This is a genomic window from Enterococcus innesii, assembly GCF_022846515.1.
In the GTDB taxonomy this organism is placed as follows: domain Bacteria; phylum Bacillota; class Bacilli; order Lactobacillales; family Enterococcaceae; genus Enterococcus_D; species Enterococcus_D innesii.
In genome coordinates this window covers 1,610,001-1,636,997 of record NZ_AP025635.1, presented here as the reverse complement: position 1 = coordinate 1,636,997, position 26,997 = coordinate 1,610,001, and the positions used below count along the sequence as shown (strand labels likewise).

Here is a 26,997-nt window from a genome sequence, read left to right as displayed (position 1 = left end):
GGGGGAACACAGATGAAAAAAAAGCAAAAAGAAAAAAAGTCGCTGACATCGTTCAGTATCTTATTTCTGATCATTATCGCCTTGACGGTCGCTTCCTGGCTTTTAGCAGGGCAGCCTTTTGCGCCTTCTTTACCAGCAGGCCAAGAAGAGATGGTCAGCCAAGTGGTAGGTGCCAAGTTTTCTGATTTCTTTATGGCGCCTTTTAACGGATTTCGTGATGCGATCGAGATCTGTGTGTTTATTCTCTGTTTAGGTGGTTTTTTGAATATCGTCACGCGAACAGGCGCTTTGGAAGCCGGGATTCAACATTTGGTCAAAAAACTCAAAGGCAATGAGTTGATTTTGATTCCGATTTTAATGATCCTGTTTTCGATCGGCGGCTCCACTTATGGAATGGCGGAAGAAACGATTCCTTTTTATTCCTTATTAGCAATCACGATGGTGGCATCAGGTTTTGATACGATCGTCGCAGCAGGAACCGTTATGCTGGGTGCTGGAGCTGGCGTGATTGGCTCCACCGTCAATCCCTTTGCGACCGGCGTTGCGATGGATGCCTTGCGAAGCATCGATATTGCCCCAAACAACGGCACGATCTTAGTAGTCGGGGCAATGCTTTGGTTAGTCACGACCGCATACTGTATCTTTGTAGTGATGTCTTATGCCAAAAAAGTCAAAGCTGACAAAGGGTCGACGATCTTATCGCTGCAAGAGCAAAAAGAAATGGAAGAACATTTTGTCAAAGACACGAACGAAGCCTTGGTGTTTACGCAAAAACATCGCCTGATTTTGACGATTTTTGGCTTATCCTTTGTGATCATGGTGGTTTCCTTGATTCCTTGGGGCGACTTTGATATCCATGTGTTTGACGGTTGGACCGCCTTTTTGACCGGCAATAGCTTCGGTGAATGGTATTTTGGTGATTTGGCCATGTGGTTCTTCTACATCAGTATCATTATCGCGTTGATTCAAGGGTTCTCAGAAAAAGAAATCGTGACCAACTTTATTGATGGGGTCAAAGACATTTTATCAGTGGTCTTGATCATCGTTGTGGCACGGGGTGCTTCCTATATTATGCAGACGACCTACTTGGATCTGTTTATTTTGGATCGGGCTTCTCATCTTTTAGAAGGCTTATCGCCCGTCCTGTTCGTGATTGGCGCCTACATTTTGTATTTGCTCTTATCGTTCTTGATTCCATCAACTTCCGGACTAGCGTATGTATCGATCCCAATCATGGGGGCCTTGGCGCAAAGCATCGGACTCAATCCGAACGTTATGGTGATGATCTTTACTGCTGGTTGCGGATTAGTGAATTTGATCACACCAACTTCTGGCGTCGTGATGGGGGGATTGGAGCTGGCTCGGGTCAACTATTCCACTTGGACCCGCTTTATGCGCAAACCGTTACTTGTGATTGGGGTTTCGAATCTACTGATCTTGATCTTCTCGATGCTCTTCCTATGATAGGCAATCTGTCTTGCTGCTCCCCCACTGAGTGAGAGGTTCTGCTTATTTAAAAAGATCTGAGAGGAGCTGATTGAACAAATGAAGAAAAAAGAGCGTCAAGTGATCATCAAACGTCTTTTTGCGGAACACCGTATCGAATCTCAAGAAGAATTGATGAACTTATTAAAACAAGAAAACGTTACAGCAACCCAAGCGACGATTTCTCGTGATATGCGAGAAATGAATATTGCCAAAACCTATGCGAAAAATGGTCGTCCTTATTATTCGATTTTTGAATCAAAAGAGCGCAATTTGGAGGACAAAATTGCTTTTTCTATGTATGAATATTTAAAAGCGATCACGCAAGTCGAGTTTATGGTGGTGGTGCATACTGCGGGAAATGGAGCAGATGTCATCGCCAACTACCTAGATGAGATGGAGCTACCAGAGATCGCCGGTACCATCGCAGGTTTTGATATCCTATTGATCATTACCCCTTCAAAAGCTGCTGCTGAAGCCGTCGTTCGCCGCTTAAATCATTATGTCGAGGGCTATGAGATAGGTACTTCTTTATTTGGTGGAAAGGAGCAAATGAATCAGTGAACGTCCTGTTTTAGAAGAACATAAACGGAATCAGCTCGTCCTTTTAACCGAAGAAGGGGGGAAGGCGTTGATTCTGCAAAGACGGCGTAAACTCTGTGGATTTTTTCGTATGTTTGATTAACTCAAAAAGTGTGTTTCTCCTTGATAAGGGAAACACGCTTTTTGAGTTTTATGCGCGTTTGTCAGGGGACGTAAAGTAACTGGTTCTTGATCTCTAATGCGAATGCCAGCTGAAAACAGTGAGGCGGCTGGCGTTTTGATAGGGAAGTGGAGCAACTGCAAGCTATTTTTCTAAAAAGAGCAGCCTCGAAAAACAGTTGCATCACCAAATGAAAATGGTAAGATAGGAAAATGAGGAGTGAAAATTATGAAAAAATTACTGAAAGAACCGAATTTTTACTTTTGTATCGCAGTTGCGGTCATGGTCATCCTCTTTATCAGTTCTTCACAAACCTATGAGCAGCAATCGCAAATTGGGTTGCTTTCACGAATCTTAAAAAATGAACCATTGAAAGAGTGGCTAGAGAAGATTTCTTTTTCCTATGCTGGTTCGGAGATCAGTATTGCGGAAAAAGGCTATTTCTCCTTTGTGGAATTTTTCATCCGTAAAGGCGCACATTTCTTTACCTATTTTGTCCTAGGGGGCAGTTTGTTTTTCGTGCTCGTTTATCGCCGTATGCCGTATTGGCTAGCCGCTTTTTTTGCTTGGTTGGCAGCCACTGGCTATGCAGGGATCGATGAATACCATCAAATGCTGACGGGAGGACGGACGCCGCTTTTTCAAGATGTCATGCTGGATTCAGCTGGAGCACTGACCGCCGTTCTTTTGGGGTGGTTGATTTGTCAGCTATCGAAAAAGTCACCTAAACGCCGCAAAACATAACGAGTTGTCGGCGTTTTTAAGCGTTAAGCTGTCAGAAAGTATAAAAAAACAAGAGGCGAAACCAATGGAAAAAAGTTTGAGTAGTGTCAAAGGCAAAACCGAGTTTGTCGTGCATGAAAGTTTGCCGGTGGGGGTTCTTCTCGCAATGGCTGGCGGCTTTTTAGATGCCTATACCTATCTCTTTCACGGTGAAGTGTTTGCGAGCATGCAGTCGGGGAATGTTATTTTGTTAGGGATCAATCTTTCAACGGGGCAGTTTGAACAAGCCTTTCGGTATCTGCCACCAATCTGTATGTTTTTAGTGGGGATCGTGGTGACGAATTATCTGCAGCATCATTTTCCGATTGGTGGTTGGATCGTTTGGCAAAATGCTGCGTTGATCTTTGAAGCAATCGGTATTTTGGTTCTGGGCTTTTTTGCGCGTTCTTTACCCAATGTCCTGGTTGATTCCGGATTATCTTTTTTTGCAGCGATTCAATATGCCGCCTATCGGCGCTTGGCAGGGATGCCCTATGCCACCACGATGACCACTGGCAATTTACGTTCGCTGGCTGATTACTTGTATTTGCGCTGGTTTAAGCAGGACCGATCAGTGACACCCAAGATCATTTCTATTTCCTTGATCATCGGAGGTTTCTTTTTTGGGGCGGTTTTAAGCAGCTTGCTAGGAATTTTCTTATTCCACCGGACCATCTGGGTGGTTTCAGGAATTTTAGCCCTGGTGTTGGGAATCACGATCCACAGTCAAAATAAAGAATAGAATAAAGACATTCCCCGGAATGTCTTTTTTGTCTTACTTTTTGGTGCTCGCGCGTGAATCTTTGAGATAAAGCGCTATTTCTACCAGCAATGCTGCTAGAAGATAGCTGCCAAGGACGGCTAGCTGGTAAAATTTCTCTTCCATCAGCTCGTTGCGCTGCAGCACAATGACCCCACCTAGAAAGAGCATCGCCAACAGGGAGAACCACTGCTGGGAAAAACGCCAATTGCTGACACTGGCTGTACTGCGCTTGGTGCGAAAGCCGAAGATATAATTGGGTTCTTCTCGGTAAAAGAACAGGAAGACGATGAAAAAAATCCCCGTAAAAATCAACAACAAAAGGCCAATATCGATCGAGATCACTTCCTTTCAAGCGAGGTTTGTTGGGAAATCAGCGAATAAAGAGGATTATCTATTTATTGTACTCGCTGTAAAGAGTTCTATGAAGGGGAACTATTGAAAAAATAGATAGTTTTGCGTAAACAAAAAGGGAGGGCGCTATAAGTCGCCATCCCTTTTTCAATTATCCCCGTTGAAATGGTCCTTTTGGTGCAATCAGTTCAAGATTGGTGCCATCTGGATCTGTAAAGTAGGCAACACCTGTCCCGAAACCGCTTTTTAAACCATCTTGTTCTTCAAAAACGATTGGGGTACCGTCAGGTTCAACCCCGATGGCTTTTAGACGAGCAACGGCTTCATCAATATTTTCGACTTCAAAACAAAGATGCATGGCACTGATTTGCTCATTGGAATAGCTAGCTTTGTTGGATTTTGGTTCGACGTATTCTAAAAGGTCGATGTTGAGATTGTCTAAATGAAGATTGGCGTATTTGATCAATGTATCCTCTAAACCTTGCGTTTGCGCCATTCGTTTGCCACCGATCGTATCTTGATTGGCGATTTTCTTTCCAGTTAATGCTTCATAAAATTGGATGGAACGTTCGAGATTGCTGACGGTGATTCCCACGTGGTTCACCATTGAAAATCCTGTGTTTGTGTTTGTCATTTTACTTCCTCCTAAGGTTTTGTTTAGTATATAGTGTGATTAATGAAAATCGAATGTGTCTGGATCTGGACCCACTCGCAGGTCCTCATTTAATGTGTTCAAGCGGTCCATTTCCTCTTCTGATAAACGGAAATCAAAAATCGCTGCATTGGCGATCATTCGCTCAGGGTGTGTCGATTTGACATTGACTAAGATTCCTTGTTGGATAGCCCAGCGTAAAAGCACTTGTGCCGCTGATTTTTGCTGTGCATCGGCGATCGCCAAGACGGTGTCATCTGTCAGCAGTTTGCCTTGCATCAAAGGCGACCAAGCTTGGATCGCAATCCCTTTTTCAGCACAAAAGTCCCGCAGGTCTTGCTGCGTCAGTTTGGGATGCAGTTCGATCTGATTGACGACAGGAACGACCTTAGCAACGGCCAATAATTGCTCCAAGTGATGAATCTGGAAGTTGCTGACCCCGATTGCTTTGATTTTTCCTGCGGCATACAAGTCTTCCAATGCGCGCCATGACTCTTGAAATGCCTGATTTCCCGGCCAATGGATCAAGTACAAGTCGAGATACTCGAGGTTTAAGCGGGCCAAACTTTCATTGAAGGCGTGGATCGTTTCATCATAAGTTAAATGGTCGTTCCAAAGTTTGGAAGTGACAAAGAGTTCTTCACGAGGCAACCCCGTTTCTTGTAAGCCTTGTTTGATTCCTTTCCCTGTTCCTGTTTCATTGCCATAGATAGCCGCCGTATCAATCAGGCGATACCCATTGACGATGGCCTGTTTCACGACCTCTGCTGTTTCAGCTTCAGGGATTTGAAAGACACCTAACCCCAAACCAGGGATTTTACTGCCATTGTTCAGTGTAACGGTATCCGATAATTTTTCGATCATAAAAACATCTCCTTTATTTTTTTCTGTAATCATCATATAATGAGGAGGTAAGGTTGTATAGTACGTACTTTTTTGTTTGATACACACCTTTTGGTAACTTTTGTATGTTAGCAAACATGATGAGGTGAAAAAAATGGAAGAAAAAATTTATAATATAGGTGTAGAAGCAACAATGGATGTCATCGGCGGGAAATGGAAACCAATCATTCTTTGTAATTTACGCCATGGGGCATTGCGTCCTAGTGATTTACGGCGGAAAATTCCTGGCATCAGTCAAAAAATGTTGACCCAGCAATTGCGGGAATTAGAAGAGTCTGACATCGTTACTCGCAAGTCCTATAACCAAGTACCACCCAAAGTTGAGTATTCCTTGAGTGAATATGGAGAAACCTTAGGCGGCTTATTGGATACTCTTTGCCAGTGGGGCACGATGCACGTTGCTGCGCTGCAAGACAAAGGAGAGCAAGTTACTTTGTTAGAACAAGAAGAAGCGATGGTCTAGCAAAGGGCAAGTGGCATGAGAAAAGGCCGGCAGAAACCATTGGTTTCCGTCGGCCTTTTTAGGTTATGCTTGTTGGATCAATTCTAGAATGCCTTCAGTATTCATGCCGCTGTAATGATTGACGGGAAACGACAGGCGTTTGATGCGCGGTGGGATAGCTTGTTGGATCATTGGATCTGTTAAAGAAAGCAAGGGGTCGACCAAAACGATTTTTTCTTGCGAAAAACGATAACTTGCTAGTCGTTCCGGTGTCAGAACCGTCACGCTGATTTGATCCTCAGAAAGCATTTGGATGTTGCGGGCAAAAATTTTAATCAAACTTCCAGCCAAAGTAGAACGATCGATGAAGACGACTTTTTCCAAAATGATTCTCCTTATTAATTAATATAGTTAATTAAGTATATTAATTAAATGACGCTTTGTAAATAGGAACATGGGGGAAATAACAAAAAAAGCCGCAAAAGAATTTTCTTTTGCAGCTTTTGGTTCATCTATAAAAAGGTCTGACTCTTTTTTCGGTTAAATCACGATCACGGGTGTCCCGACTTCGGCTTTGCTGTACAATTCTTTCATGACGCCTGGCGGAGTATTGATACAGCCGTGAGAGCCGCGGGTTTTCCAAAGATCACCACCGTATTCCGTTTGCCAATCAGAATCATGGATTCCGACACCGGTCCAATCAATCGGCATCCAGTAATCAACAGGGGACGCATAATCTTCACCGGTCAAGGTTGCATCTTCTTCTTTGTTCCAGACATAGAAGACACCAGTTGGCGTTGGTGTAGCTGGTTTCCCAGAGATAATTTTCGTATCTAGCACCAGCTCGCCATCTTTGTAATACCACATGTGTTGGTTTTTCAAATCAACTTCAATATATGTGTTGCCAAATAACGGGCTGCCAGCATCGGTGCTTCCTTGAGCGATCGGTGTGCGGGTGAAGTCTTCGCCGGCTTTTAACGCCTCGATCAATGCTTCTGTTTCCGCATCGGTTTGGATCGTCCAGCTGAGGGTGCCGGCTGGAACTGTTACTTCGCCTTGTTTGGTACTCTTGAAGGTCGAAGAATTGGTGCTGGTGTTGTATTGCTCACCGATCGAAGCGACATAGCTTCGTACTTTGTCTTCGTCGATCGTGGTGTTGCCATCTTTGTAAGAGAGCCAATCCATGATCGATTCTCTTGGAATTTGAAACGTGTTTCCGTTGATCGTATAATTGCCGGTTACTTTGGCGATTTTATTCAACGAATCCATTTCTTTGGTTAGATCAGGATCATCAGCGGTCACACTTGGTTTTGTGATGTAATCGCCGAGATTTAGTTCCTTTTCGCCGCTGACGATGGCTTCTTGTAAGTCAGCCACTGCTTTGTCCACATCAATGGCATCGCCGTCAACTTCTGGTTTGATAGAAAAACCGTCTTCGCCTTTTTCCAATGTTGCATCGGCAGACTTGGTGCGATCCTCATTTAAAGTTTCTAGTTCCTTTTGAATCGTGTCTGTTTCGCTATTTAGCGTATCTTGATCTACCGAGAGATTATCCAGTGTTTTTTCTTCTGCAGCAGAAACGTAAGCCATTCCCCAACTCCACTGGTTCTGTTCATCTTTTAACGATTGTAGCTCATCGGTGAAATCCGTCTGTAACCCAAATTGAGCAAGGTTGATTGTCTTCCATTCGCTATCGCCTTCTTTGATGGTGAAATCTTCTTGCGAATAGCGGTCATGCAGCAGAGCATTGGCCTCAGCAACGGTTTTGTTGCTGATATCGATGCCCTCAATTTCAGTCTTTGGTAAAAAACGGTTTGCATAATATGTACTTCGGTAGGTATAGCCGCCAGCGATCACTACTAATAAAGCAGCCACAACGATCAGAACAATTTTCTTGGTATTGTTCTTGGCGTCAGTATGTTTGTTTGAACGAGTCATTCAACTACTCCTTTTTTCTAATGGCATAATAGATAATAACGCTTAAATCATACCATATTCCCCCAGGAAAGCGAATATGGCAAATGAAACTTCCATGAAAAATAGAAAATTCTTAAACTATCTTTAGCTAAGCTGTAGAAAAGCATTTCATTGCATAAAAAAACTGAACGAACCGGCAGCAGGTCATCTTGATCAAATTGTTCTGAAAAAGAGTAAGCTGTAAGGTTCGTTCAGTTGCATGGTTGATTAGCTAAACGAAGTGAAAGAAATTATTGATTGTCTTCTGCATCTAGTTTCGCAAAAGCTTCATCAAGAATGTCTTTTAATTGTTTTGCAGAAGCGGCCATCCGGTCTTTTTCCCCATCCGTCAATGGAATCTCAATTACTTTTTGGATCCCTTGGGCATTGATGATTGCAGGAGCACCGATGTACAAGTCGTTTAAACCATATTCGCCATTCATATACACAGATAGTGGTAAGACAGCATTTTCATCGTCTAAGATCGCACGAGTGATTCGTGCTAAAGCTACTGCGATCCCATAGAAAGTCGCACCTTTTTTCTCGATGATGGTGTAGGCTGCATCACGAACGCTGAAGAAAATGTTGACCATGGCTTCTTCATCGATGTCTGGGTTATTTTTGACCCATTCATAGATTTGTAGGCCGGCTACGTTGGCATGAGACCAAACAGGGAATTCTGAATCCCCGTGTTCGCCTAAGATATAGGCATGGACGTTACGGGCATCAACATCGACCAATTCAGCCAATGCTTGACGGAAACGGGCAGAATCTAATGAAGTACCTGAACCGATGACGCGTTCTTTCGGGAAGCCTGAGAATTTCCAAGTCGAATAAGTCAAAATATCGACTGGGTTTGCTGCTACCAAGAAGATTCCGTTAAACCCTGAATCAACGATTTGGGTAACTACTTCCCGGTTGATTTTTAAGTTTTTATGAACCAAATCTAAGCGGGTTTCGCCTGGTTTTTGAGGCGCACCAGCAGTAATAACAACTAAATCAGCATCATGTGCGTCTTCATAAGAAGCGGCATAGATTTTTTTAGGGGAAGTAAAGGCCAAGGCATGGGACAAATCAATTGCGTCGCCTTCTGTTTTTGCTGTATTTATATCAATGATTCCGACTTCTTGCGCAATGTTTTGGGTCACCAGCGCAAACGCGTAACTAGAACCAACCGCACCGTCTCCAACAAGAATTACCTTTTGGTGATCTTTTTTGTTCGTTTTTGCAGTCATCTGTGTATCATTCCTTCCGCATAATTGTTTTACTCGCTATCATCCTACCATTTTCAAGTATATTTGTCATGTGATTTGCACAACAATATTACACAAAATATCACTGTTTCAGTTGTAAATGCTTTCTTTGTTATTACGTCAAAAAGAAGATATACCAACGTTTTATTAAGATTCGTTAAGAAAGATAAAAACTGAGCAAGAGCACGCCACCATAACAGTCCATTTCGTGTTATAATTATCTAAGCAAAAGAACTGGGCGCATTTGTGTGCCCAGTATTTTGTGTTTGGATAAGAAAACCGATAAAATAGATGAAGAATCAGCTTGAAACTAGAAATAATGGAGCGTAACTAAAAAATGAAAATGATTGTAGGCTTGGGAAATCCCGGCAAAAAATATGAAAAAACCAAACATAATGTTGGCTTTATGGTAGTGGATGCGTTGGCACAAAAGTACCAAGCAACCTTTAAAAAGTCGGCTTTTGAAGCAGAGGTGGCAGAGATTTTCTTGAAGGGTGAAAAAATTCTTTTGGTCAAACCGCAAACCTTCATGAATGAATCGGGTCGTGCGGTAGGTCCGTTGATGACCTATTTTGGCATCTACCAAGAAGAATTAGTGGTGGTCTATGATGACCTTGATTTAGCATTAGGGAAAATCCGCTTGCGCCAAAAAGGCAGTGCAGGTGGCCACAATGGGATCAAGAGTTTGATCGCTCACTTGGATTCAACAGTCTTTGACCGGATCAAAATTGGGATCGATCGGCCGCGTCCGGGACAAACCGTGGTCAATCATGTGCTGAGTCCTTTTGCAAAAGACGATCTGCCGATCGTTTTACAAAGTATTGATAAAGCGGTCGAGGCAAGTAGTGATTACTTGACCAACGGCGACTTTCTTGCCACAATGAATCGATTTAACTAAGGAGGGCCGAAATGGATTTAATTGAATTAATAAATAAAGTGCCGACAGTGGCGGCTTGGCATGCAGGTTTACGTGAACAGGCCCCCCGGCAATTACTGACCGGTCTAGCTGGATCGGCAAAAACATTAGCGATCACCGGTGTGTATCAGGCATTTCAAAAGCAAGTGATCGTGGTGACACCAAATCTCTATTATACAAATCAACTAGCCGAAGATCTGCGTAATGTGACGGAAGATGTCTATGTTTTTCCAGTGGATGAAGTGTTGTCAGCCGAAATGGCTTTTTCTTCACCAGAAGCACGAGAAGAACGAGTGGCCGCGCTGAATGCTGTTTCGCAAGGGAAAACCGGGATCTATGTGTTGCCGGTGGCGGCTTTGCGAAAGTATTTGCCTGAAAAGAAAACCTGGTTAGCCAACCAATTCCAATGGCAGATCGGCGATGAGATCGATTTAGAGCGTTTGCCGCAACAATTGATCTTGATGGGTTACGAACGGCAGTCAATGATTGGCAAACCCGGCGAATTCAGTATTCGTGGAAGCATCCTCGATATATACCCATTAAATGCCGAATACCCCGTACGGATCGAGTTGTTCGATGTGGAAATCGACTCGATGCGTTCTTTCAACGTGGAAACGCAACGCTCAGTGGAAACGCTGCAACAAGTGGCTATTTTACCCACTACTGAATTAGTTTTCTCAGCGGAAGATTTAGCTGCGGGGCAAAAGCAGCTGCAAGAATTATTGAACAAGCGGTTGGCAGTCACCAAAGAAGCAACCGATCGTGCCTTTTTAGAAGACTATTTCGGCCAATTGGCTTCCCAGTGGCAAGCGGGGATTCCTGGTGAAAGTGCCCGTTATTACACGGATTTGCTTTATCGTCAGCAAACAAGTGTCTTAGATTATTTTTCTGAAGATGCCTTTTTAATGATCGATGATTATGCCCGGATCATGGAGACCAATCGTGAGATCGAACGGGAAGAAGCGGAGTGGCATACCCAAAAATTAGCGGAACTGCGGGTCTTTTCTGAACAGCAATTCGGGATCGATGTCCATCAATTGCTGCAAAAAGAAACCTTTGTCACCAGCTTCTTTTCATTATTCCAAAAAGGAATGGGGAACATTCGCTTCCAAGCGATCCATCAATTCCAATACCGGCCGATGCAGCAGTTTTTCAGCCAAATGGGTCTCTTGAAAGTTGAGATCGATCGCTGGGAGAAGCAACAGCAAACGGTGATTTTTCTGGTCAGTGACCAAGAACGTGCTAAGAAGTTAGAGCAAGATCTGCGAGATCATGATATCTATGCCGTGCAGACGCAACAAGACCGTCTGTTTACGGGACGTACCCAAATCGTGGTGGAACGTTTGCAAAGCGGCTTTGAAATGCCGCAAGACAAGCTAGTGGTGGTTACGGAAAAAGAAATTTTCCAAAAGATGAACAAAAAAAGAGCCCGCCGGCAAAATGTCACCAATGCGGAACGTCTCAAAAGCTACAATGAGTTAAAAGCCGGCGATTATGTCGTCCATGCGAATCATGGGATTGGGAAGTACATCGGCATGGAAACCTTAGAAGTCGATGGCGTCCATCAAGATTACATGACGATCTTGTACCAAAACGAAGACAAGCTCTTTATTCCAGTCACCCAATTGAATTTGATTCAAAAATATGTGGCTTCCGAATCGAAAACACCGAAAATCAATAAATTAGGCGGCAGTGAGTGGGCGAAGACCAAGCGCAAAGTGACGGCTAAAATTGAAGATATCGCGGATGATTTGATTTTATTGTATGCCAAACGCGAATCAGAAAAAGGTTATGCCTTTCAACCAGACGATGCCTATCAAAAAGAATTTGAAGATGCTTTTCCGTATTCGGAAACCGATGATCAACTGCGCAGTACGGCAGAGATCAAGCGGGATATGGAAAAAGAAAAACCGATGGACCGCTTGTTAGTCGGAGATGTCGGTTTTGGGAAAACAGAAGTGGCGCTGCGGGCTGCTTTTAAAGCGATCAAAGAAAGCAAACAAGTGGCTTTCTTAGTGCCGACAACGATCTTGGCGCAGCAGCACTATGAAACGATGGTCGATCGTTTTGAAGGATTCCCCGTCAATGTTGGGGTGCTGAGTCGTTTTCGGACGAAAAAACAGCAGAATGAAACGATCGAGCAAGTGCGCAAAGGGCAAGTCGATATTTTGGTGGGGACCCACCGATTATTGTCAAAAGATGTTGAGTTTGCCGATTTAGGCTTGTTGGTGATCGATGAAGAACAACGTTTTGGGGTCAAACACAAAGAGCGCTTGAAACAACTGCGTTCGCAAGTCGATGTGTTGACGTTGACGGCAACGCCGATCCCACGAACATTGCATATGTCGATGCTGGGTGTGCGGGATTTATCTGTGATCGAGACACCACCGGAAAATCGTTACCCGATCCAAACCTATGTGATGGAGATGAATCCAGGAGCGGTGCGAGAAGCGATCCAACGGGAGATGGCCCGGGGAGGGCAAGTGTTTTATCTCTATAATCGTGTCGATACGATCGAGCGAAAAGTCGAAGAACTGCAGGCGTTAGTGCCTGATGCACGAATCGCTTATGCCCACGGGCAAATGACTGAGATCCAATTGGAAAATACGTTGTTTGACTTTATTGAAGGCCAATACGATGTGTTGGTGACAACGACGATCATTGAAACCGGTGTGGATATTCCCAATGCTAATACGTTGTTTGTAGAAAATGCCGATTACATGGGGCTTTCGACGTTGTATCAGTTGCGCGGCCGTGTCGGACGGAGCAATCGAGTCGCCTATGCGTATTTCATGTATGAACAGCAAAAAGTGTTGAACGAAGTCAGTGAAAAACGACTACAAGCCATTAAGGACTTTACGGAGTTAGGTTCAGGATTCAAAATCGCGATGCGCGATCTTTCAATTCGGGGAGCGGGAAATCTATTGGGGGCGCAACAGCACGGCTTTATCGATGCAGTCGGATTTGATATGTACTCGCAAATGCTGTCGGAAGCAGTTACCCGTAAGCAAGGGAAAAATACCCAAACAGAGAAAACGACCGTTGAGATCGATCTGGGGATCGATGCCTACTTACCGACTTCGTATATTGAAGATGAACGGCAAAAAATCGAGATCTACAAACGAATTCGTGAGCTGGAATCCCAAGAAGCAGTCGATGAACTTCAAGATGATTTGTTAGACCGTTTCGGAGAATACCCTGTTGAAGTGGCGCACCTCTTAACGGTGGGTGAGATCAAGATGAACGGCGATCGTGCCTTGTTAGAAACTATCCGCAAGCAGCAACAGACGGTGTCGTTTACTTTGAGTAAAGTCGGCACGAAAAATTATTCGGTGGAGCAGCTGTTTGAAGCATTAAAAGCCACTAAATTAAAAGCCACGATGGGTGTCGATCATGAGCAAATGACCATCAAATTACAGATTCCGCCAGTGATGAAAGAAAGCACCTGGCTATTAGAAATCCAAGATTTTGTCAAAGCATTACGGGAACAAAAATACGCCAGTCAAGGCTAGAAAGGAACCAGAGGGATGCCGAAATCACAATTGAAGCGTACGATGGAAGGGGCGTTTATTTTAACGATCGCTTCCTTTATCGCAAAAATCTTAAGTGCCGTTTATCGGGTCCCTTTTCAGAACCTGGTAGGGGACGAAGGGTTTTATGTGTATCAACAAGTCTATCCGATTTATGGATTGGCAATGACTTTGGCGTTGTCAGGTTTGCCACAGTTTATCTCCCGTATTGTCGCTGAAGAACCCGATCCTTTGAAAAGCAAGGAACGGCTGCAAGCTTTGACGCCTTATGTGCTTTGGTCGGCGATCGGCTTATGGGCTATGACCTTTTTATTTGCCGGTCCAATCGCGCAAGTGATGGGGGACGACCAACTGTCAGACTTGATTCGAGTCGTTTCCTTTACCTTCTTGTTTGTCCCACCTTTGACCTTTTATCGAGGAATGTTTCAAGGGAATTTACAAATGGTGCCAACCGCAGTTTCCCAAGTCGTAGAGCAGCTCCTTAGAGTCGGGGTGATTTTAGGTGCTGCGGCAGCTTTCCAGCAATTGGGTTGGACGGTTTATCAAACGGGAACTGTCGCCATGATGGGTGCCTTGGTCGGGGGGCTTGCGGCGTGGTGGATTTTAAGTTATTATAGCCGACAAATCAACGGCAAACGCTTATCGTTATGGCATAAACCAGTCACTAGTACAGGAGAAAACACTGCTGTTTTATCAGCCTCCTTGAAAAAACGGTTCTTCTTAGAAGGCGGTCTGTTGACGATTTATAGCGGCTATTTGATCTTGTTCCAGTTAGCGGATTCGTTTTTGTTGACCAATGCACTGGAAGCAGGTGGGTTGACGGCACAAGCAGCTCGGATTTCGAAAGGGATCTATGATCGAGGACAACCCCTCGTCCAACTAGGTCTTGTGGTGGCGATGGCGTTGAGTTCGACGTTTTTGCCAACATTGACCAAGTATTTGATGGTAAAAAATCAGCAGCTGTTTGAAAAGTCGGCAAAAATGTATTTACGCCTAACGATCGGGATTGCTTCGGCTTCCGCCGTAGGCTTAGCGATTTTGCTGCCTTATATCAACTTTGCCTTATTCAAAGACGGATCTGGCAATGCGGCGCTAGTATTGTTTGTCTTTTCCATCGCTCTGATGGCGACGATCCAAGCTTATCAAAGCATTCAACAAAGCCGCAGTACCTATACCTTCGGCTTGATCGCTGCGGGGATCGGTCTTTTGGTCAAATGTCTATCGATGTGGCCGCTGACTGCTTCTTATGGGACTGCAGGAGCAAGTATCAGTACGCTGTTGGGGTTAGGAGCGACCTTATGCTGTTTTGTGGTTTCCGAACAGCGTCGAGCACAAAGTAGCATCAATCGCTTTTGGTATGAAGGAAATTATGGAAAAAAATTATTTATTTGTTTAGGGATCATGGCAAGCGTGCTATTCTTATATTATAGCTTCGTAGCGATCTTATTGAACGGTCCTTTGACCCATCGACTACAGGCGCTGCTTTTTTGCCTAGGCGGTGTCGGTCTGGGAGGAGCAGCCTTTATCGGGGCAGCGATCAAAATCAAATTGTTAACGATTCGCGAATGGCTGTTAGTTCCATTTGGAAAGAAACTATTAAGAAGAGGTGAAAAACATGAGATTAGATAAATTTCTTAAAATCTCCCGCATCATCAAGCGTCGCTCTGTGGCCAAAGAAGTGGCAGACAAGGGACGTATTCAGATCAACGGCAAGTTAGCCAAGTCAAGCAGTGACGTCAAAGTAGGCGATACCATGCGCATTCAGTTCGGGAATAAGGTCTTGGAAGTAAAAGTCAATGAATTGCATGAATCGACGAAAAAAGAAGACGCTGCAAAAATGTATGAGATCGTTTCAGAGGAAAGAATCTCAGAAAATGCTTGATTTTTACGGCATTTTCAGTTAGACAAGCTTTGCGGATGTTGGTATAATGTAAAAAACAAAGACAGCGACGGGAGCGAGTTCAGGTGGCAAAAGAATCAAATAAAAAAATAGAACTATTGCAGACCGATTATGCGAAAGAGCAATTTGCCAAGTTTGAAAAAGAGCGGCGGCAAGTCGTGTTTCGCCGACGTCGGCTGGTGGCGTTTTTCGTAGCGGCATTAGCGATATTTGCGATCGTAGGCATTCAGATGTTCAACGATCAAATGCGCCTGCAAAAGCTAAAGGAATATAAGGCGGAAACAGTCGCTGAACAAAAAGAAGCTGAACAAAAAGTGGCTTCGTTGGAGCGGGATGTTGCCTTACTGAAAGACGATGAATATGTAGCAAAATTGGCCCGGAGCCGATTCTTCTATTCAAAAGATGGGGAAAAGATCTATCCGGTCTTGCCGGACGGAACGGATTCTCAGAGCACGAATGAAGGCTCTTCACAAAGCGAGCAAGAATCATCATCCACAGAGTCACAAGATTAAGCAATGTCATACCTACTCAGCGCAGTAGTTTGAATTATTTTAAATGGGTAAAAATTAGGAGGAACATTTTTTATATGTCAATCGAAGTTGGAGCGAAACTAAAGGGCAAAGTGTCTGGTATTACAAATTTTGGTGCGTTCATTGATCTTGGTGAAGGGAAAACTGGTTTGGTGCATATCAGTGAAGTATCAAACGGATTCGTCAAAGACATTCACGACGTGTTGTCTGTTGGGGATGAAGTGACAGTACTTGTTACGGCAATCGGCAACGATGGGAAAATTGGACTATCGATCCGCAAGGCAGAAGATAAGCCGGAAGAAAAACGTGAATACCCGAAAAAAGAATTCAATCGACCAAATCCGAAAAAATCTTTTTCACGCAATCAAACTACTAACGTAAATAAACAAGACTTCGATTCATTGATGAGTTCTTTTCTAAAAGATAGTGATGATCGTCTTTCATCATTACGTCGAAATACAGAAGGAAAACGCGGTGGCCGCGGCGGACGCCGTAACTAAACATGAATAGCAAGTTGGAAAAAGCTGGAACAAAACTGTTGGTTCGTTTTGTTTCAGCTTTCTTTCTTGTGGGTCTACCGAAGGAAAAGGAGGTCATAAGATGGTCATTCAAACCGTTCGAGGGCAACTCGCTGCTATCGATCCGGAAAAAAAACGCCGCTTTTTGCTGGCGGTATCGACGGGCGTCGATTCGATGGTCTTGTTGCAGGTCTTTTGTCAGTTATTTCCCGAAATGCAAAAAGAGCCATGTTTTGGCGTGGCACATGTGAACCATCAATTGCGTCCAGCATCTGCTGAGGAAGCGGCTTTTTTACGGCAGTACTGCCAGGAACGCGGCATTCCTTTTTATGAGCGGAGTTGGGAAAATCCGCCAGAAACCGGCGTAGAAGCTAGCGCTCGCGACTTTCGCTATACGTTTTTTGCCGATGTCATGTCCCAAGAAGGCTATGATGTTTTGCTGACTGCCCATCACAATGATGACCAAGTAGAAACGATGCTGATGAAGATGATGCGAGAAGGCCGCTTGCAATCGGCTGGCGGGATGCAGCAGCAGCAGCCTTTTCACACAGGAGTCCTGTTGCGGCCGCTGCTTAGTGTCAGTAAGGCAGCGATTTACGACTATGCGCAAGCACAGCAGATTCCCTACTTTGAAGACGAAAGCAATCACGAACCGCTGTATTTGCGAAATCGACTACGCCAGCAAGTAGTGCCGGCATTAAAAGCGGAAAATCCGCAACTGCTGCCACATTTTCAACAGCTTTCTGTAGAAATGCAGTTAGCCAATCAGTTGATCCAGCAAGAGCAGCAGCAATGGTTGTCTGCGTTCGTTCAACAGCAAGCTGCTCGCTTAGTGATCGATCTGCAACAGCTGCCGAAGTTTTCGCCGGCGCAGCGCTATTTTTTCTATGCTGGGTTTTTGCAGCAAGCAGAAGCTTTTACAAAGCAGCCACTCAATCAAAAACAGCTGCCGCAGTTATTGCGTCTGCTAGACGAAAAGAAAGGGCAATGGCAATTGGCATTGCACAAACAGTGGCAGTTGCGGCGCAGTTATGACCAATTATTATTGGAACCTGTAGCTGTTTCCCAAAAGCCTGCAACGCCGTTGACAGAAGTCAGTCAGCGTCTGGTTTTAGGGGAGGGGATCTATCTTTCTGAAAAGGAATGGATTGGGTATTTTCCGATAAATGAACAGCATATTCCCAAAAAAATCACAAATTGGTCAGAGTTTTCCCAAGATTTACCGCTAAACTATTCCTCTGAGCTGATCGTACGTAAGCGTCAGCCAGGAGACCGAATCCGCTTGGCGCGTGGCCTGACCAAAAAGATCAGTCGTTTTTTTATCGATTCAAAAATTCCTAATGAAGAGCGAGAAAAAAGTTGGGTCGTCACAAACCTTGATAAACAGGTGATTGCCTTACTACCTCATGCATTTTCCTATTTGAGTATTGCGCCAGAAACTGATAAAATACACTACATACTTCTTTATAAATATCAGAAGTAAGAGTTGGAAGGAGAACTTTATGCTAGATAAAGATATTGAGAAAATTTTGATTTCCCGTGACGAAATCAAAAATCGTTGTGTGGAACTTGGTCAAGAATTAACGGCGGCTTATGCGGATAAAAATCCTCTAGTCGTAGGTGTACTGAAAGGTGCCGTTCCTTTCATGGCAGACATCGTTCGTGAGATGGATTGTTACTTGGAGTTAGACTTCATGGATGTCTCAAGTTATGGCAATGCCATGATTTCATCTGGAGAAGTCAAAATCATCAAAGATTTAGATACAAATGTTGAGGGCCGCGATCTTTTGATCGTTGAAGACATCATTGACAGCGGTCGCACGTTGGCTTATCTGGTAGATCTATTCAAATACCGTAAAGCGAAATCAGTGAAAATCGTGACGTTATTAGATAAGCCGGAAGGCCGTGTTGTTGAGATCGATGCTGATTACGTCGGCTTCGATGTGCCAAATGAGTTTGTTGTTGGATATGGACTGGACTATGCAGAGCAATATCGAAACTTACCTTACGTTGGCGTCTTAAAACCTAGTGTTTATCAGTCAAATTAGTGACTGTTCTAAATCAATTGTGATACAATTAAATGGTCAGGATTGATAAAACAAAATAGCCAGGGAGGTACGCATGAATAAGAAAAATAACGGTATGGTAAAAAATACCTTATATTATGTACTTGTCTTGTTGGCAATGGTCATGGTCGTTTATTTCATCTTTGGAAATGGCAATCAGCAGACCCCAACGATCGAGTACTCCACGTTTACAGAACAACTGAAAGACGGGAAGGTCAAACAATTTACTGTCCAACCCGCTAACGGTGTTTATCGAATCGTGGGTGAATACAATGAAGAACAAACTGTCAGCAATGACAACAGCTTGTCTGTTTTAGGCAATACACAGGCGAGTTCGACCCGCTTTTCAACGATCATTTTACCAAATGATTCTACGCTGAGCGAAGTCACCAGTCTGGCCTCAGCACAAGGGGTCAAAACTACCATCGAAGAAGAATCCAACAGTGGTGTTTGGTTATCGCTTTTGGTTAGCTTCTTACCACTTGTGATCATCATTTTCTTCTTCTATATGATGATGAGCCAACAAGGCGGCGGCGGTGGCGGTGGCGGCCGTGTGATGAACTTTGGCAAATCAAAAGCCAAAGAAGCGGACAAAAAAGCCAACCGCGTACGTTTTTCAGACGTAGCCGGTGCAGAAGAAGAAAAACAAGAACTTGTCGAAGTCGTGGAATTCTTGAAAGATCCTCGACGTTTCGTTGAGTTAGGTGCTCGTATCCCAGCAGGTGTCTTGCTTGAGGGACCTCCGGGAACCGGGAAAACGTTGCTAGCCAAAGCCGTTGCCGGTGAAGCTGGCGTACCGTTTTACTCGATCTCTGGTTCAGATTTCGTTGAAATGTTTGTCGGTGTCGGTGCAAGCCGGGTGCGTGACTTATTTGAAACAGCGAAGAAAAATGCACCAGCCATCATCTTTATCGATGAAATCGATGCTGTCGGTCGCCAACGTGGTGCCGGTATGGGTGGCGGACATGATGAGCGGGAACAAACATTGAACCAGTTATTGGTTGAAATGGATGGTTTTGATGGAAACGAAGGCGTGATCGTCATTGCCGCAACGAACCGTTCGGATGTTCTAGATCCAGCGTTGCTACGTCCAGGTCGTTTTGACCGTCAGATTTTAGTTGGTCGTCCAGACGTGAAAGGTCGCGAAGCGATCCTCCGTGTCCATGCCCGCAACAAACCTTTATCAGATGATGTTGATTTGAAAGTCGTTGCCCAACAAACACCAGGGTTTGCCGGTGCGGATCTGGAAAACGTCTTGAACGAAGCGGCATTAGTTGCTGCTCGTCGTAACAAGAAAAAAATCGATGCTTCAGATATTGATGAAGCGGAAGACCGCGTGATCGCTGGTCCTGCGAAGAAAGACCGGGTCATCAACAAACGCGAACGTGAAATGGTTGCTTACCATGAAGCAGGACATACCATCGTTGGGTTAGTCTTGAGTCGTGCCCGTGTGGTACACAAAGTAACGATCATTCCTCGGGGACGTGCAGGTGGTTACATGATCGCCTTGCCGAAAGAAGATCAATTCTTGATGACCAAAGAAGATATGTTTGAGCAAATCGTTGGGTTGCTTGGAGGACGTACGGCTGAAGAAATCATCTTCGGGGTACAATCAACGGGTGCTTCTAATGACTTTGAACAAGCAACTGCGCTTGCAAGAAGTATGGTGACAGAATATGGCATGAGCGACAAATTAGGTCCAGTTCAATATGAAGGAAACCATCAAGTATTTGTCGGTCGTGATTATGGTCAAACAAAAGCGTACTCTGAACAAGTTGCCTTTGAAATCGATCAAGAAGTTCGCAAGATTTTAATGGATGCCCATCAAAAAGCCCATGAAATCATTGAAGAACACCGTGCACAGCACAAATTGATCGCTGAAAAACTGCTTGAACATGAAACATTAGATGCCAAAGCAATCAAATCCTTGTTTGAAGAAGGCAAAATGCCTGAAGGAACCGAAAGCTCTGAGTATCCTAGTGAAAAAGCCCAAACGTTTGAAGAAGCAAAACGTGCGCTGGAAGAAAAAGATGCAGAGAAGCAAGCTGCAGAAAAACACAGTGAAGATGCACCATCAAACGATTTTGATCAACAATTGGAAGACGTTCGCCGCAACAGCGAAAGCCAACCGACTGATCAAGAAAACAAAGATGATAACGCCTAAAACAAGACGTATCAAGGCACCGAGGAAACTCGGTGCCTTTTTGTTTCTATTTAAGAAGACTTTCCTTAAATTCAAACACATTCAGTTGAAAAAAGCGGCGCTTCCTAGTATGATTCATTAATGAATAAAAAGGAGAATCAAGATGAAGGATTATTTAGTAAAAGCACTAGCATATAACGGCTTCGTCCGGGCATACGCCGTATCGGCAACAGAGACGATCGCCGAAGCACAACGACGCCATGAAACATGGAATACGGCATCCGCTGCTTTAGGGCGAGCGATGGTGGGAAGTTTGTTATTAGGCAGTACCTTAAAAGGGGAAGACAAATTGACCGTCAAAATTCAAGGAAATGGTCCTGCTGGGGCAATCGTCGTAGACAGCAATGGTCGTGGGGACGTAAAAGGATACATAAAAAATCCGCAGATCAGTCTGCCGTTGAACCCTCAAGGGAAATTGGATGTTCGGGGCGCAGTGGGTGACCAAGGGATCTTTACCGTGATCAAAGACTTAGGGCTAAAAGAACCCTTCTCTGGACAAACACCGATCGTCTCGGGGGAACTTGGGGAAGACTTTACTTATTATTTAGCAGTGTCAGAACAGATTCCTTCTGCTGTTGGTCTGAGTGTATTAGTAGAAACCGATGATTCGATTCGGGCAGCCGGTGGCTTTATGCTACAGATCATGCCTGGTGCCAGTGAAGAGATCATTGATGCCATCGAAAAACGTTTGGGAGAATTGCCTCGAGTATCAACCTTGATCGATGACGGCCAATCACCAGAAGAGATCTTAGCGACATTGTTGCCAGACACGACGATCGAAGTACTAGAAAAAATGCCAGTCCAGTTCCATTGTGATTGCACGAAAGAAAAATTTGCGACAGCGATCATCACCTTAGGGGCTGACGAGATCCAAGCGATGATCGATGAAGACCATGGGGCAGAGGCAGTCTGCTCGTTTTGTGGCAACAAGTATCATTTTGATGAAACGGAACTGGCGACGTTGAAGAAAGAGGCGGAAGCGTAAGTGAAAGATAGACAGACATGGCAGATCGGCTCGGTTGAGATTCCTAACCGCGTCGTCGTTGCGCCAATGGCAGGGATCACCAATTCTGCGTTTCGTGTGACAGTCAAAGAATTTGGCGCGGGTTTAGTCGTCTGTGAGATGATCAGTGATCGAGGGATTCAACTGCGTAATAAGAAGACCCTTGAGATGCTGTTTATTGACGAGACGGAGCATCCTCTTAGTATTCAGATTTTTGGTGGGAATAAAGCATCCTTAGTAGAAGCAGCGCAATTTGTCGCAGAGAACACAACTGCCGATATCATTGATATCAATATGGGGTGTCCTGTAAACAAAATCATCAAAGCAGAAGCTGGTGCGAAGTGGCTCTTAGATCCCGACAAGGTTTATGAAATGGTTCATGCTGTTTCCAGTGCGATCGACAAGCCCGTTACCGTCAAAATGCGGATCGGCTGGGATGAGCAGCACGTCTTTGCGGTTGAGAATGCCCAGGCCGCAGAAGCAGCGGGTGCCGCAGCAATCGGTATGCATGGCAGAACCCGTGTACAGATGTATGAAGGATCGGCTGATTGGGACGTTTTGAAACAAGTGAAGCAAAGTATCACGATTCCCTTTATGGGCAATGGCGATGTCAAAACCCCTGAAGATGCGAAACGAATGTTGGAAGAAGTCGGCGCCGATGCAGTGATGATCGGACGGGCAGCCTTAGGCAATCCGTGGATGATCCACCGCACCAAGCAATACTTAGAGACAGGCGAGTTATTGCCGGAACCAACACCACGAGAAAAAATTTCGACAGCGAAACTTCATTTAGAACGGTTGGCTGATCTAAAAGGGGAAAAAATCGCTTCGCGAGAATTCCGCCAACATGCTGCGTACTACTTAAAAGGTATTTCGCGGGCAGCCAAAGTGAAGGCAGCTATCAATCAAGCAGAAGATAAGCAGACGATTTTTGATTTATTAGATGCATTTGTGGAAAAGACCGAAAAACAGCCGGTAGCAACTCTTAAGGAATAAGAAACAAATCAAGTCGATTCGAAAGTTCGGCTTGATTTTTTGCGTCATCATTGGCATTATAAGAAGGAAACCCAAGTTAAGAATGGAGGAAAACTCGTGACAGAGGAACGACAAACACAAGAAGAATTGAATGATCAAATGTTGGTTCGCCGTGAAAAGATGGAAAAACTACGGGAAGAAGGCATTGATCCTTTTGGCAAGCGATTCGAACGCACCCATAATTCTGCCGAGTTACATGAGTTATTTGATCAAAGAACCAAAGAAGAATTAGCCGAAATGAATCTTTCAGCAAGCATTGCAGGAAGAATCGTTACAAAACGTGGAAAAGGAAAGGCTGGTTTTGCGCATTTACAAGACCGCGAAGGCCGTATTCAAATATATGTACGTAAAGACCAAGTAGGGGACGAACCTTACGAAGTATTCAAACACGCAGACTTAGGTGATTTCTTCGGCGTATCTGGCGAGATCATGAAGACCGATACCGGCGAAGTGACCATCAAAGCCAAAGAAATCGTGATTTTATCAAAAGCATTGCGTCCATTGCCTGACAAATACCATGGCTTGACGAACGTAGAACAACGCTACCGTCAACGATACTTGGATTTGATCAGTAATAAAGAAAGCTTTGATCGTTTCATGAAACGAAGCCAAATCATCAGCGAAATTCGTCGTTACCTTGACGGTCATGGGTATATCGAAGTCGAAACGCCAGTATTGCATAATCAAGCAGGTGGTGCAGCGGCTCGGCCCTTCATTACCCACCATAATGCTTTAGATATGGATCTGTATTTACGGATCGCTCTTGAGCTTCACTTAAAACGATTGATCGTGGGCGGCATGGAAAAAGTTTATGAGATCGGCCGCGTTTTCCGAAATGAAGGAATCGATACGACCCATAACCCTGAGTTTACGATGCTAGAAGCGTATACGGCATATACAGATTTTAAAGATGTGATGGATCTAACCGAAGGCATTATCCGTAATGCTGCTGAAAAAGTCTTGCATACAGCAACGATCCAATACGATGGACAAGAAGTCGATATAGCTAGCGACTTTGCACGAATCCATATGGTCGATGCAATCAAAAATCAAACAGGTGTGGATTTCTGGCAACCAATGTCCGTTGAAGAAGCTCGCAGCTTAGCGAAAGAACATCATGTTGAAATCACTGATGCCATGACTGTTGGCCATATCATCAATGAATTCTTTGAGACATTTGTTGAAGAAACGTTACAGCAGCCAACCTTTGTCTTTGGTCATCCAGTGGAAGTTTCGCCATTAGCGAAAAAGAATCCAGAAGATGAACGCTTTACCGACCGCTTTGAATTATTTATCGTTGGTCGTGAATTTGCGAATGCCTTCACGGAATTGAATGACCCAATCGATCAAAGAGAACGTTTTGAAGGGCAAGAAAAAGAGCGCGAAGCAGGAAATGATGAAGCCCATGGGGTGGATGAAGATTTCTTAGAAGCGCTTGAATACGGTATGCCGCCAACTGGTGGATTAGGGATCGGGATCGATCGCTTAGTGATGTTGTTGACCGATGCGCAATCGATTCGCGACGTTTTATTATTCCCAACAATGAGATAAAAAAAACTCCGTCCACTCGCAAGAGATGGGCGGTTTTTTTCTTGTCTGCTGGATCAGGGAGAAAAACAGCGAGGAAATAGAGGGAAATACGTTAGGGCAGATGCTAGAAAACGGATTAAATGCGAACGATAAAAGCTGGATCCAATGCGATTAGACGGGTTTGTAAAAATTAAAAAAAGCCATAGAAAATGATTGACCGCAAGGGATTTAGTTGGTATATTATTACATGTGCCAAATGACTAAATGAATTCCTAAAAAGAATTGAAAAAAGTAGTTGACGCACAGCTCGACAGATGATATTATAACGAAGTCGCAATTTTAAAAAAGTTAATTGATGTTGATACATCAACAAAATTAATTGGAAAAAGTTGTTGACAAATAACAAATCATTTGTTATTCTAATAAAGTCGCTGAGGCAGCCGCTGCGAAGTTGAAAAACAACGGGCGAAAAAAACTTTTAAAAAAAGAGTTGACAATCAAACGTCGCTCTGATATGATATAAAAGTTGCTAACACAGCACAGTAGACCTTTGAAAACTGAACAAAGCAAGCAAACGAACCAATGTGTAGGACGTTTCAATTTATTGAAACAAATACATGCAAGCAATAGCTAGCAAAGTTAATTTTTATGAGCTTAATGACCGTATGGTCATTCAAACAAATCATTATGAGAGTTTGATCCTGGCTCAGGACGAACGCTGGCGGCGTGCCTAATACATGCAAGTCGAACGCTTTTTCTTTCACCGGAGCTTGCTCCACCGAAAGAAAAAGAGTGGCGAACGGGTGAGTAACACGTGGGTAACCTGCCCATCAGAAGGGGATAACACTTGGAAACAGGTGCTAATACCGTATAACACTATTTTCCGCATGGAAGAAAGTTGAAAGGCGCTTTTGCGTCACTGATGGATGGACCCGCGGTGCATTAGCTAGTTGGTGAGGTAACGGCTCACCAAGGCGACGATGCATAGCCGACCTGAGAGGGTGATCGGCCACACTGGGACTGAGACACGGCCCAGACTCCTACGGGAGGCAGCAGTAGGGAATCTTCGGCAATGGACGAAAGTCTGACCGAGCAACGCCGCGTGAGTGAAGAAGGTTTTCGGATCGTAAAACTCTGTTGTTAGAGAAGAACAAGGATGAGAGTAAAATGTTCATCCCTTGACGGTATCTAACCAGAAAGCCACGGCTAACTACGTGCCAGCAGCCGCGGTAATACGTAGGTGGCAAGCGTTGTCCGGATTTATTGGGCGTAAAGCGAGCGCAGGCGGTTTCTTAAGTCTGATGTGAAAGCCCCCGGCTCAACCGGGGAGGGTCATTGGAAACTGGGAGACTTGAGTGCAGAAGAGGAGAGTGGAATTCCATGTGTAGCGGTGAAATGCGTAGATATATGGAGGAACACCAGTGGCGAAGGCGGCTCTCTGGTCTGTAACTGACGCTGAGGCTCGAAAGCGTGGGGAGCGAACAGGATTAGATACCCTGGTAGTCCACGCCGTAAACGATGAGTGCTAAGTGTTGGAGGGTTTCCGCCCTTCAGTGCTGCAGCAAACGCATTAAGCACTCCGCCTGGGGAGTACGACCGCAAGGTTGAAACTCAAAGGAATTGACGGGGGCCCGCACAAGCGGTGGAGCATGTGGTTTAATTCGAAGCAACGCGAAGAACCTTACCAGGTCTTGACATCCTTTGACCACTCTAGAGATAGAGCTTCCCCTTCGGGGGCAAAGTGACAGGTGGTGCATGGTTGTCGTCAGCTCGTGTCGTGAGATGTTGGGTTAAGTCCCGCAACGAGCGCAACCCTTATTGTTAGTTGCCATCATTTAGTTGGGCACTCTAGCGAGACTGCCGGTGACAAACCGGAGGAAGGTGGGGATGACGTCAAATCATCATGCCCCTTATGACCTGGGCTACACACGTGCTACAATGGGAAGTACAACGAGTTGCGAAGTCGCGAGGCTAAGCTAATCTCTTAAAGCTTCTCTCAGTTCGGATTGTAGGCTGCAACTCGCCTACATGAAGCCGGAATCGCTAGTAATCGCGGATCAGCACGCCGCGGTGAATACGTTCCCGGGCCTTGTACACACCGCCCGTCACACCACGAGAGTTTGTAACACCCGAAGTCGGTGAGGTAACCTTTTTGGAGCCAGCCGCCTAAGGTGGGATAGATGATTGGGGTGAAGTCGTAACAAGGTAGCCGTATCGGAAGGTGCGGCTGGATCACCTCCTTTCTAAGGAATATTTCGGAAGACTACACATCGTTTGCCTTTGTTCAGTTTTGAGAGGTCTACTCTCAAGTAAATACCCGGGGCCTTAGCTCAGCTGGGAGAGCGCCTGCTTTGCACGCAGGAGGTCAGCGGTTCGATCCCGCTAGGCTCCATTAACGACAATGGTCGTTAAGCTTTGTTCATTGAAAACTGGATATCGAAGAAAAATCAAAACAAGTAACACACACCGAGTTGAAATGTTAAAAGAGTTTTTTAA

Annotated in this window: 23 protein-coding genes, 1 tRNA gene and 1 rRNA gene; 19 read left to right on the top strand and 6 right to left on the bottom strand. The window is 44.6% G+C overall.

What is annotated here, in order from left to right:
- Positions 1-12 precede the first annotated feature (12 nt).
- The 4 genes from ENLAB_RS07720 (at position 13) to ENLAB_RS07705 (ending at position 3,692) form a co-directional block, all read left to right on the top strand.
- The gene (locus ENLAB_RS07720; protein WP_086291568.1) at positions 13-1,464 is read left to right on the top strand and encodes a YfcC family protein; all 1,452 of its coding nucleotides are present in this window, start codon (positions 13-15) and stop codon (positions 1,462-1,464) included.
- A gap of 81 nt (positions 1,465-1,545) precedes the next feature.
- A complete protein-coding gene (locus ENLAB_RS07715; RefSeq protein ID WP_244353328.1) occupies positions 1,546-2,049 on the top strand; it encodes an arginine repressor in 504 nt (167 codons plus the stop codon).
- Positions 2,050-2,416: 367 nt separating this feature from the next.
- Positions 2,417-2,932: a VanZ family protein gene (locus tag ENLAB_RS07710; protein ID WP_081119254.1), complete on the top strand. Its 516-nt coding sequence runs from the start codon at positions 2,417-2,419 to the stop codon at positions 2,930-2,932.
- A 64-nt stretch (positions 2,933-2,996) separates the two neighbouring features.
- Positions 2,997-3,692 carry a YoaK family protein gene (locus tag ENLAB_RS07705; protein WP_244353326.1) on the top strand — a complete coding sequence of 232 codons (696 nt, stop codon included), beginning with the start codon at positions 2,997-2,999 and terminating at the stop codon, positions 3,690-3,692.
- Between the two features lie 33 nt (positions 3,693-3,725).
- Here ENLAB_RS07705 and ENLAB_RS07700 read toward each other — a convergent pair whose 3' ends face one another.
- The 3 genes from ENLAB_RS07700 to ENLAB_RS07690 all read right to left on the bottom strand — a co-directional run bounded on the left by ENLAB_RS07700 (position 3,726) and on the right by ENLAB_RS07690 (position 5,616).
- Positions 3,726-4,055: an SdpI family protein gene (locus ENLAB_RS07700; RefSeq protein WP_244353324.1), complete on the bottom strand. Its 330-nt coding sequence runs from the start codon at positions 4,053-4,055 to the stop codon at positions 3,726-3,728.
- A gap of 160 nt (positions 4,056-4,215) precedes the next feature.
- On the bottom strand, positions 4,216-4,698 hold the full coding sequence (locus ENLAB_RS07695) for a VOC family protein (RefSeq protein ID WP_005233337.1): 483 nt from the start codon (positions 4,696-4,698) through the stop codon (positions 4,216-4,218).
- A 39-nt stretch (positions 4,699-4,737) separates the two neighbouring features.
- Positions 4,738-5,616 carry an aldo/keto reductase gene (locus tag ENLAB_RS07690; protein WP_279612849.1) on the bottom strand — a complete coding sequence of 293 codons (879 nt, stop codon included), beginning with the start codon at positions 5,614-5,616 and terminating at the stop codon, positions 4,738-4,740.
- Positions 5,617-5,713: 97 nt separating this feature from the next.
- On the opposite strand from ENLAB_RS07690, the gene ENLAB_RS07685 reads away from it, so the two are divergent.
- Entirely contained in the window at positions 5,714-6,082 is a 369-nt protein-coding gene (locus ENLAB_RS07685; RefSeq protein ID WP_077452389.1) for a winged helix-turn-helix transcriptional regulator, read from the top strand.
- 63 nt (positions 6,083-6,145) lie between these two features.
- On the opposite strand, the gene ENLAB_RS07680 is transcribed toward ENLAB_RS07685, so the two are convergent.
- From ENLAB_RS07680 to ENLAB_RS07670, 3 genes are all read right to left on the bottom strand, one after another.
- Positions 6,146-6,445, bottom strand: coding sequence for a hypothetical protein (locus ENLAB_RS07680; RefSeq protein ID WP_194195615.1), 300 nt, complete (start codon positions 6,443-6,445; stop codon positions 6,146-6,148).
- 156 nt (positions 6,446-6,601) lie between these two features.
- Entirely contained in the window at positions 6,602-7,999 is a 1,398-nt protein-coding gene (locus tag ENLAB_RS07675; protein WP_086291575.1) for a L,D-transpeptidase family protein, read from the bottom strand.
- Positions 8,000-8,268: 269 nt separating this feature from the next.
- A complete protein-coding gene (locus ENLAB_RS07670) occupies positions 8,269-9,252 on the bottom strand; it encodes an L-lactate dehydrogenase (protein ID WP_081119261.1) in 984 nt (327 codons plus the stop codon).
- A 355-nt stretch (positions 9,253-9,607) separates the two neighbouring features.
- Between ENLAB_RS07670 and pth the strand changes: the two genes are divergently transcribed.
- The 14 genes from pth (at position 9,608) to ENLAB_RS07600 (ending at position 26,893) form a co-directional block, all read left to right on the top strand.
- Complete coding sequence (gene pth / locus ENLAB_RS07665) at positions 9,608-10,168, top strand: aminoacyl-tRNA hydrolase (RefSeq protein WP_081119262.1); 561 nt, start codon at positions 9,608-9,610, stop codon at positions 10,166-10,168.
- Between the two features lie 11 nt (positions 10,169-10,179).
- Entirely contained in the window at positions 10,180-13,698 is a 3,519-nt protein-coding gene (mfd, locus tag ENLAB_RS07660) for a transcription-repair coupling factor (RefSeq protein WP_077452387.1), read from the top strand.
- 15 nt (positions 13,699-13,713) lie between these two features.
- Positions 13,714-15,345, top strand: coding sequence for a putative polysaccharide biosynthesis protein (locus ENLAB_RS07655; protein ID WP_244353320.1), 1,632 nt, complete (start codon positions 13,714-13,716; stop codon positions 15,343-15,345).
- Positions 15,332-15,598, top strand: coding sequence for an RNA-binding S4 domain-containing protein (locus ENLAB_RS07650; RefSeq protein ID WP_005230745.1), 267 nt, complete (start codon positions 15,332-15,334; stop codon positions 15,596-15,598). Before ENLAB_RS07655 ends, ENLAB_RS07650 begins: the two co-directional genes overlap by 14 nt.
- A gap of 83 nt (positions 15,599-15,681) precedes the next feature.
- Positions 15,682-16,128 (top strand): FtsB family cell division protein, encoded by a 447-nt coding sequence (locus ENLAB_RS07645; RefSeq protein ID WP_086291578.1) that lies wholly within the window; start codon positions 15,682-15,684, stop codon positions 16,126-16,128.
- 74 nt (positions 16,129-16,202) lie between these two features.
- Positions 16,203-16,646 (top strand): S1 domain-containing RNA-binding protein, encoded by a 444-nt coding sequence (locus ENLAB_RS07640; protein ID WP_005233352.1) that lies wholly within the window; start codon positions 16,203-16,205, stop codon positions 16,644-16,646.
- A gap of 100 nt (positions 16,647-16,746) precedes the next feature.
- Complete coding sequence (gene tilS, locus ENLAB_RS07635; protein WP_244353318.1) at positions 16,747-18,147, top strand: tRNA lysidine(34) synthetase TilS; 1,401 nt, start codon at positions 16,747-16,749, stop codon at positions 18,145-18,147.
- 19 nt (positions 18,148-18,166) lie between these two features.
- Positions 18,167-18,712 carry a hypoxanthine phosphoribosyltransferase gene (gene hpt, locus ENLAB_RS07630; protein ID WP_005230750.1) on the top strand — a complete coding sequence of 182 codons (546 nt, stop codon included), beginning with the start codon at positions 18,167-18,169 and terminating at the stop codon, positions 18,710-18,712.
- A gap of 73 nt (positions 18,713-18,785) precedes the next feature.
- Positions 18,786-20,894, top strand: a complete 2,109-nt coding sequence (gene ftsH / locus ENLAB_RS07625) for an ATP-dependent zinc metalloprotease FtsH (RefSeq protein WP_244353316.1) — start codon at positions 18,786-18,788, stop codon at positions 20,892-20,894.
- A 142-nt stretch (positions 20,895-21,036) separates the two neighbouring features.
- Complete coding sequence (gene hslO / locus ENLAB_RS07620; protein WP_244353314.1) at positions 21,037-21,918, top strand: Hsp33 family molecular chaperone HslO; 882 nt, start codon at positions 21,037-21,039, stop codon at positions 21,916-21,918.
- Positions 21,919-22,932: a tRNA dihydrouridine synthase DusB gene (dusB, locus tag ENLAB_RS07615; protein WP_077452381.1), complete on the top strand. Its 1,014-nt coding sequence runs from the start codon at positions 21,919-21,921 to the stop codon at positions 22,930-22,932.
- 96 nt (positions 22,933-23,028) lie between these two features.
- A complete protein-coding gene (gene lysS, locus ENLAB_RS07610) occupies positions 23,029-24,522 on the top strand; it encodes a lysine--tRNA ligase (RefSeq protein WP_244353312.1) in 1,494 nt (497 codons plus the stop codon).
- 662 nt (positions 24,523-25,184) lie between these two features.
- Positions 25,185-26,744 (top strand): 16S ribosomal RNA (locus ENLAB_RS07605).
- A gap of 76 nt (positions 26,745-26,820) precedes the next feature.
- Positions 26,821-26,893, top strand: a tRNA-Ala gene (locus tag ENLAB_RS07600).
- Positions 26,894-26,997 lie beyond the last annotated feature (104 nt).

Excerpts from the sequence above, each read along its gene's own strand:
- ENLAB_RS07650 (WP_005230745.1), top strand. The coding sequence starts at position 15,332 with ATGAGATTAGATAAATTTCTTAAAATCTCCCGCATCATCAAGCGTCGC.
- ENLAB_RS07670 (WP_081119261.1), bottom strand. The coding sequence starts at position 9,252 with ATGACTGCAAAAACGAACAAAAAAGATCACCAAAAGGTAATTCTTGTT.
- hslO (WP_244353314.1), top strand. The coding sequence starts at position 21,037 with ATGAAGGATTATTTAGTAAAAGCACTAGCATATAACGGCTTCGTCCGG.
- ENLAB_RS07685 (WP_077452389.1), top strand. The coding sequence starts at position 5,714 with ATGGAAGAAAAAATTTATAATATAGGTGTAGAAGCAACAATGGATGTC.
- pth (WP_081119262.1), top strand. The coding sequence starts at position 9,608 with ATGAAAATGATTGTAGGCTTGGGAAATCCCGGCAAAAAATATGAAAAA.
- mfd (WP_077452387.1), top strand. The coding sequence starts at position 10,180 with ATGGATTTAATTGAATTAATAAATAAAGTGCCGACAGTGGCGGCTTGG.
- ENLAB_RS07655 (WP_244353320.1), top strand. The coding sequence starts at position 13,714 with ATGCCGAAATCACAATTGAAGCGTACGATGGAAGGGGCGTTTATTTTA.
- ENLAB_RS07720 (WP_086291568.1), top strand. The coding sequence starts at position 13 with ATGAAAAAAAAGCAAAAAGAAAAAAAGTCGCTGACATCGTTCAGTATC.
- ENLAB_RS07715 (WP_244353328.1), top strand. The coding sequence starts at position 1,546 with ATGAAGAAAAAAGAGCGTCAAGTGATCATCAAACGTCTTTTTGCGGAA.
- ENLAB_RS07695 (WP_005233337.1), bottom strand. The coding sequence starts at position 4,698 with ATGACAAACACAAACACAGGATTTTCAATGGTGAACCACGTGGGAATC.
- ftsH (WP_244353316.1), top strand. The coding sequence starts at position 18,786 with ATGAATAAGAAAAATAACGGTATGGTAAAAAATACCTTATATTATGTA.
- tilS (WP_244353318.1), top strand. The coding sequence starts at position 16,747 with ATGGTCATTCAAACCGTTCGAGGGCAACTCGCTGCTATCGATCCGGAA.
- ENLAB_RS07690 (WP_279612849.1), bottom strand. The coding sequence starts at position 5,616 with ATGATGATTACAGAAAAAAATAAAGGAGATGTTTTTATGATCGAAAAA.
- ENLAB_RS07675 (WP_086291575.1), bottom strand. The coding sequence starts at position 7,999 with ATGACTCGTTCAAACAAACATACTGACGCCAAGAACAATACCAAGAAA.
- ENLAB_RS07640 (WP_005233352.1), top strand. The coding sequence starts at position 16,203 with ATGTCAATCGAAGTTGGAGCGAAACTAAAGGGCAAAGTGTCTGGTATT.
- ENLAB_RS07710 (WP_081119254.1), top strand. The coding sequence starts at position 2,417 with ATGAAAAAATTACTGAAAGAACCGAATTTTTACTTTTGTATCGCAGTT.
- hpt (WP_005230750.1), top strand. The coding sequence starts at position 18,167 with ATGCTAGATAAAGATATTGAGAAAATTTTGATTTCCCGTGACGAAATC.
- ENLAB_RS07705 (WP_244353326.1), top strand. The coding sequence starts at position 2,997 with ATGGAAAAAAGTTTGAGTAGTGTCAAAGGCAAAACCGAGTTTGTCGTG.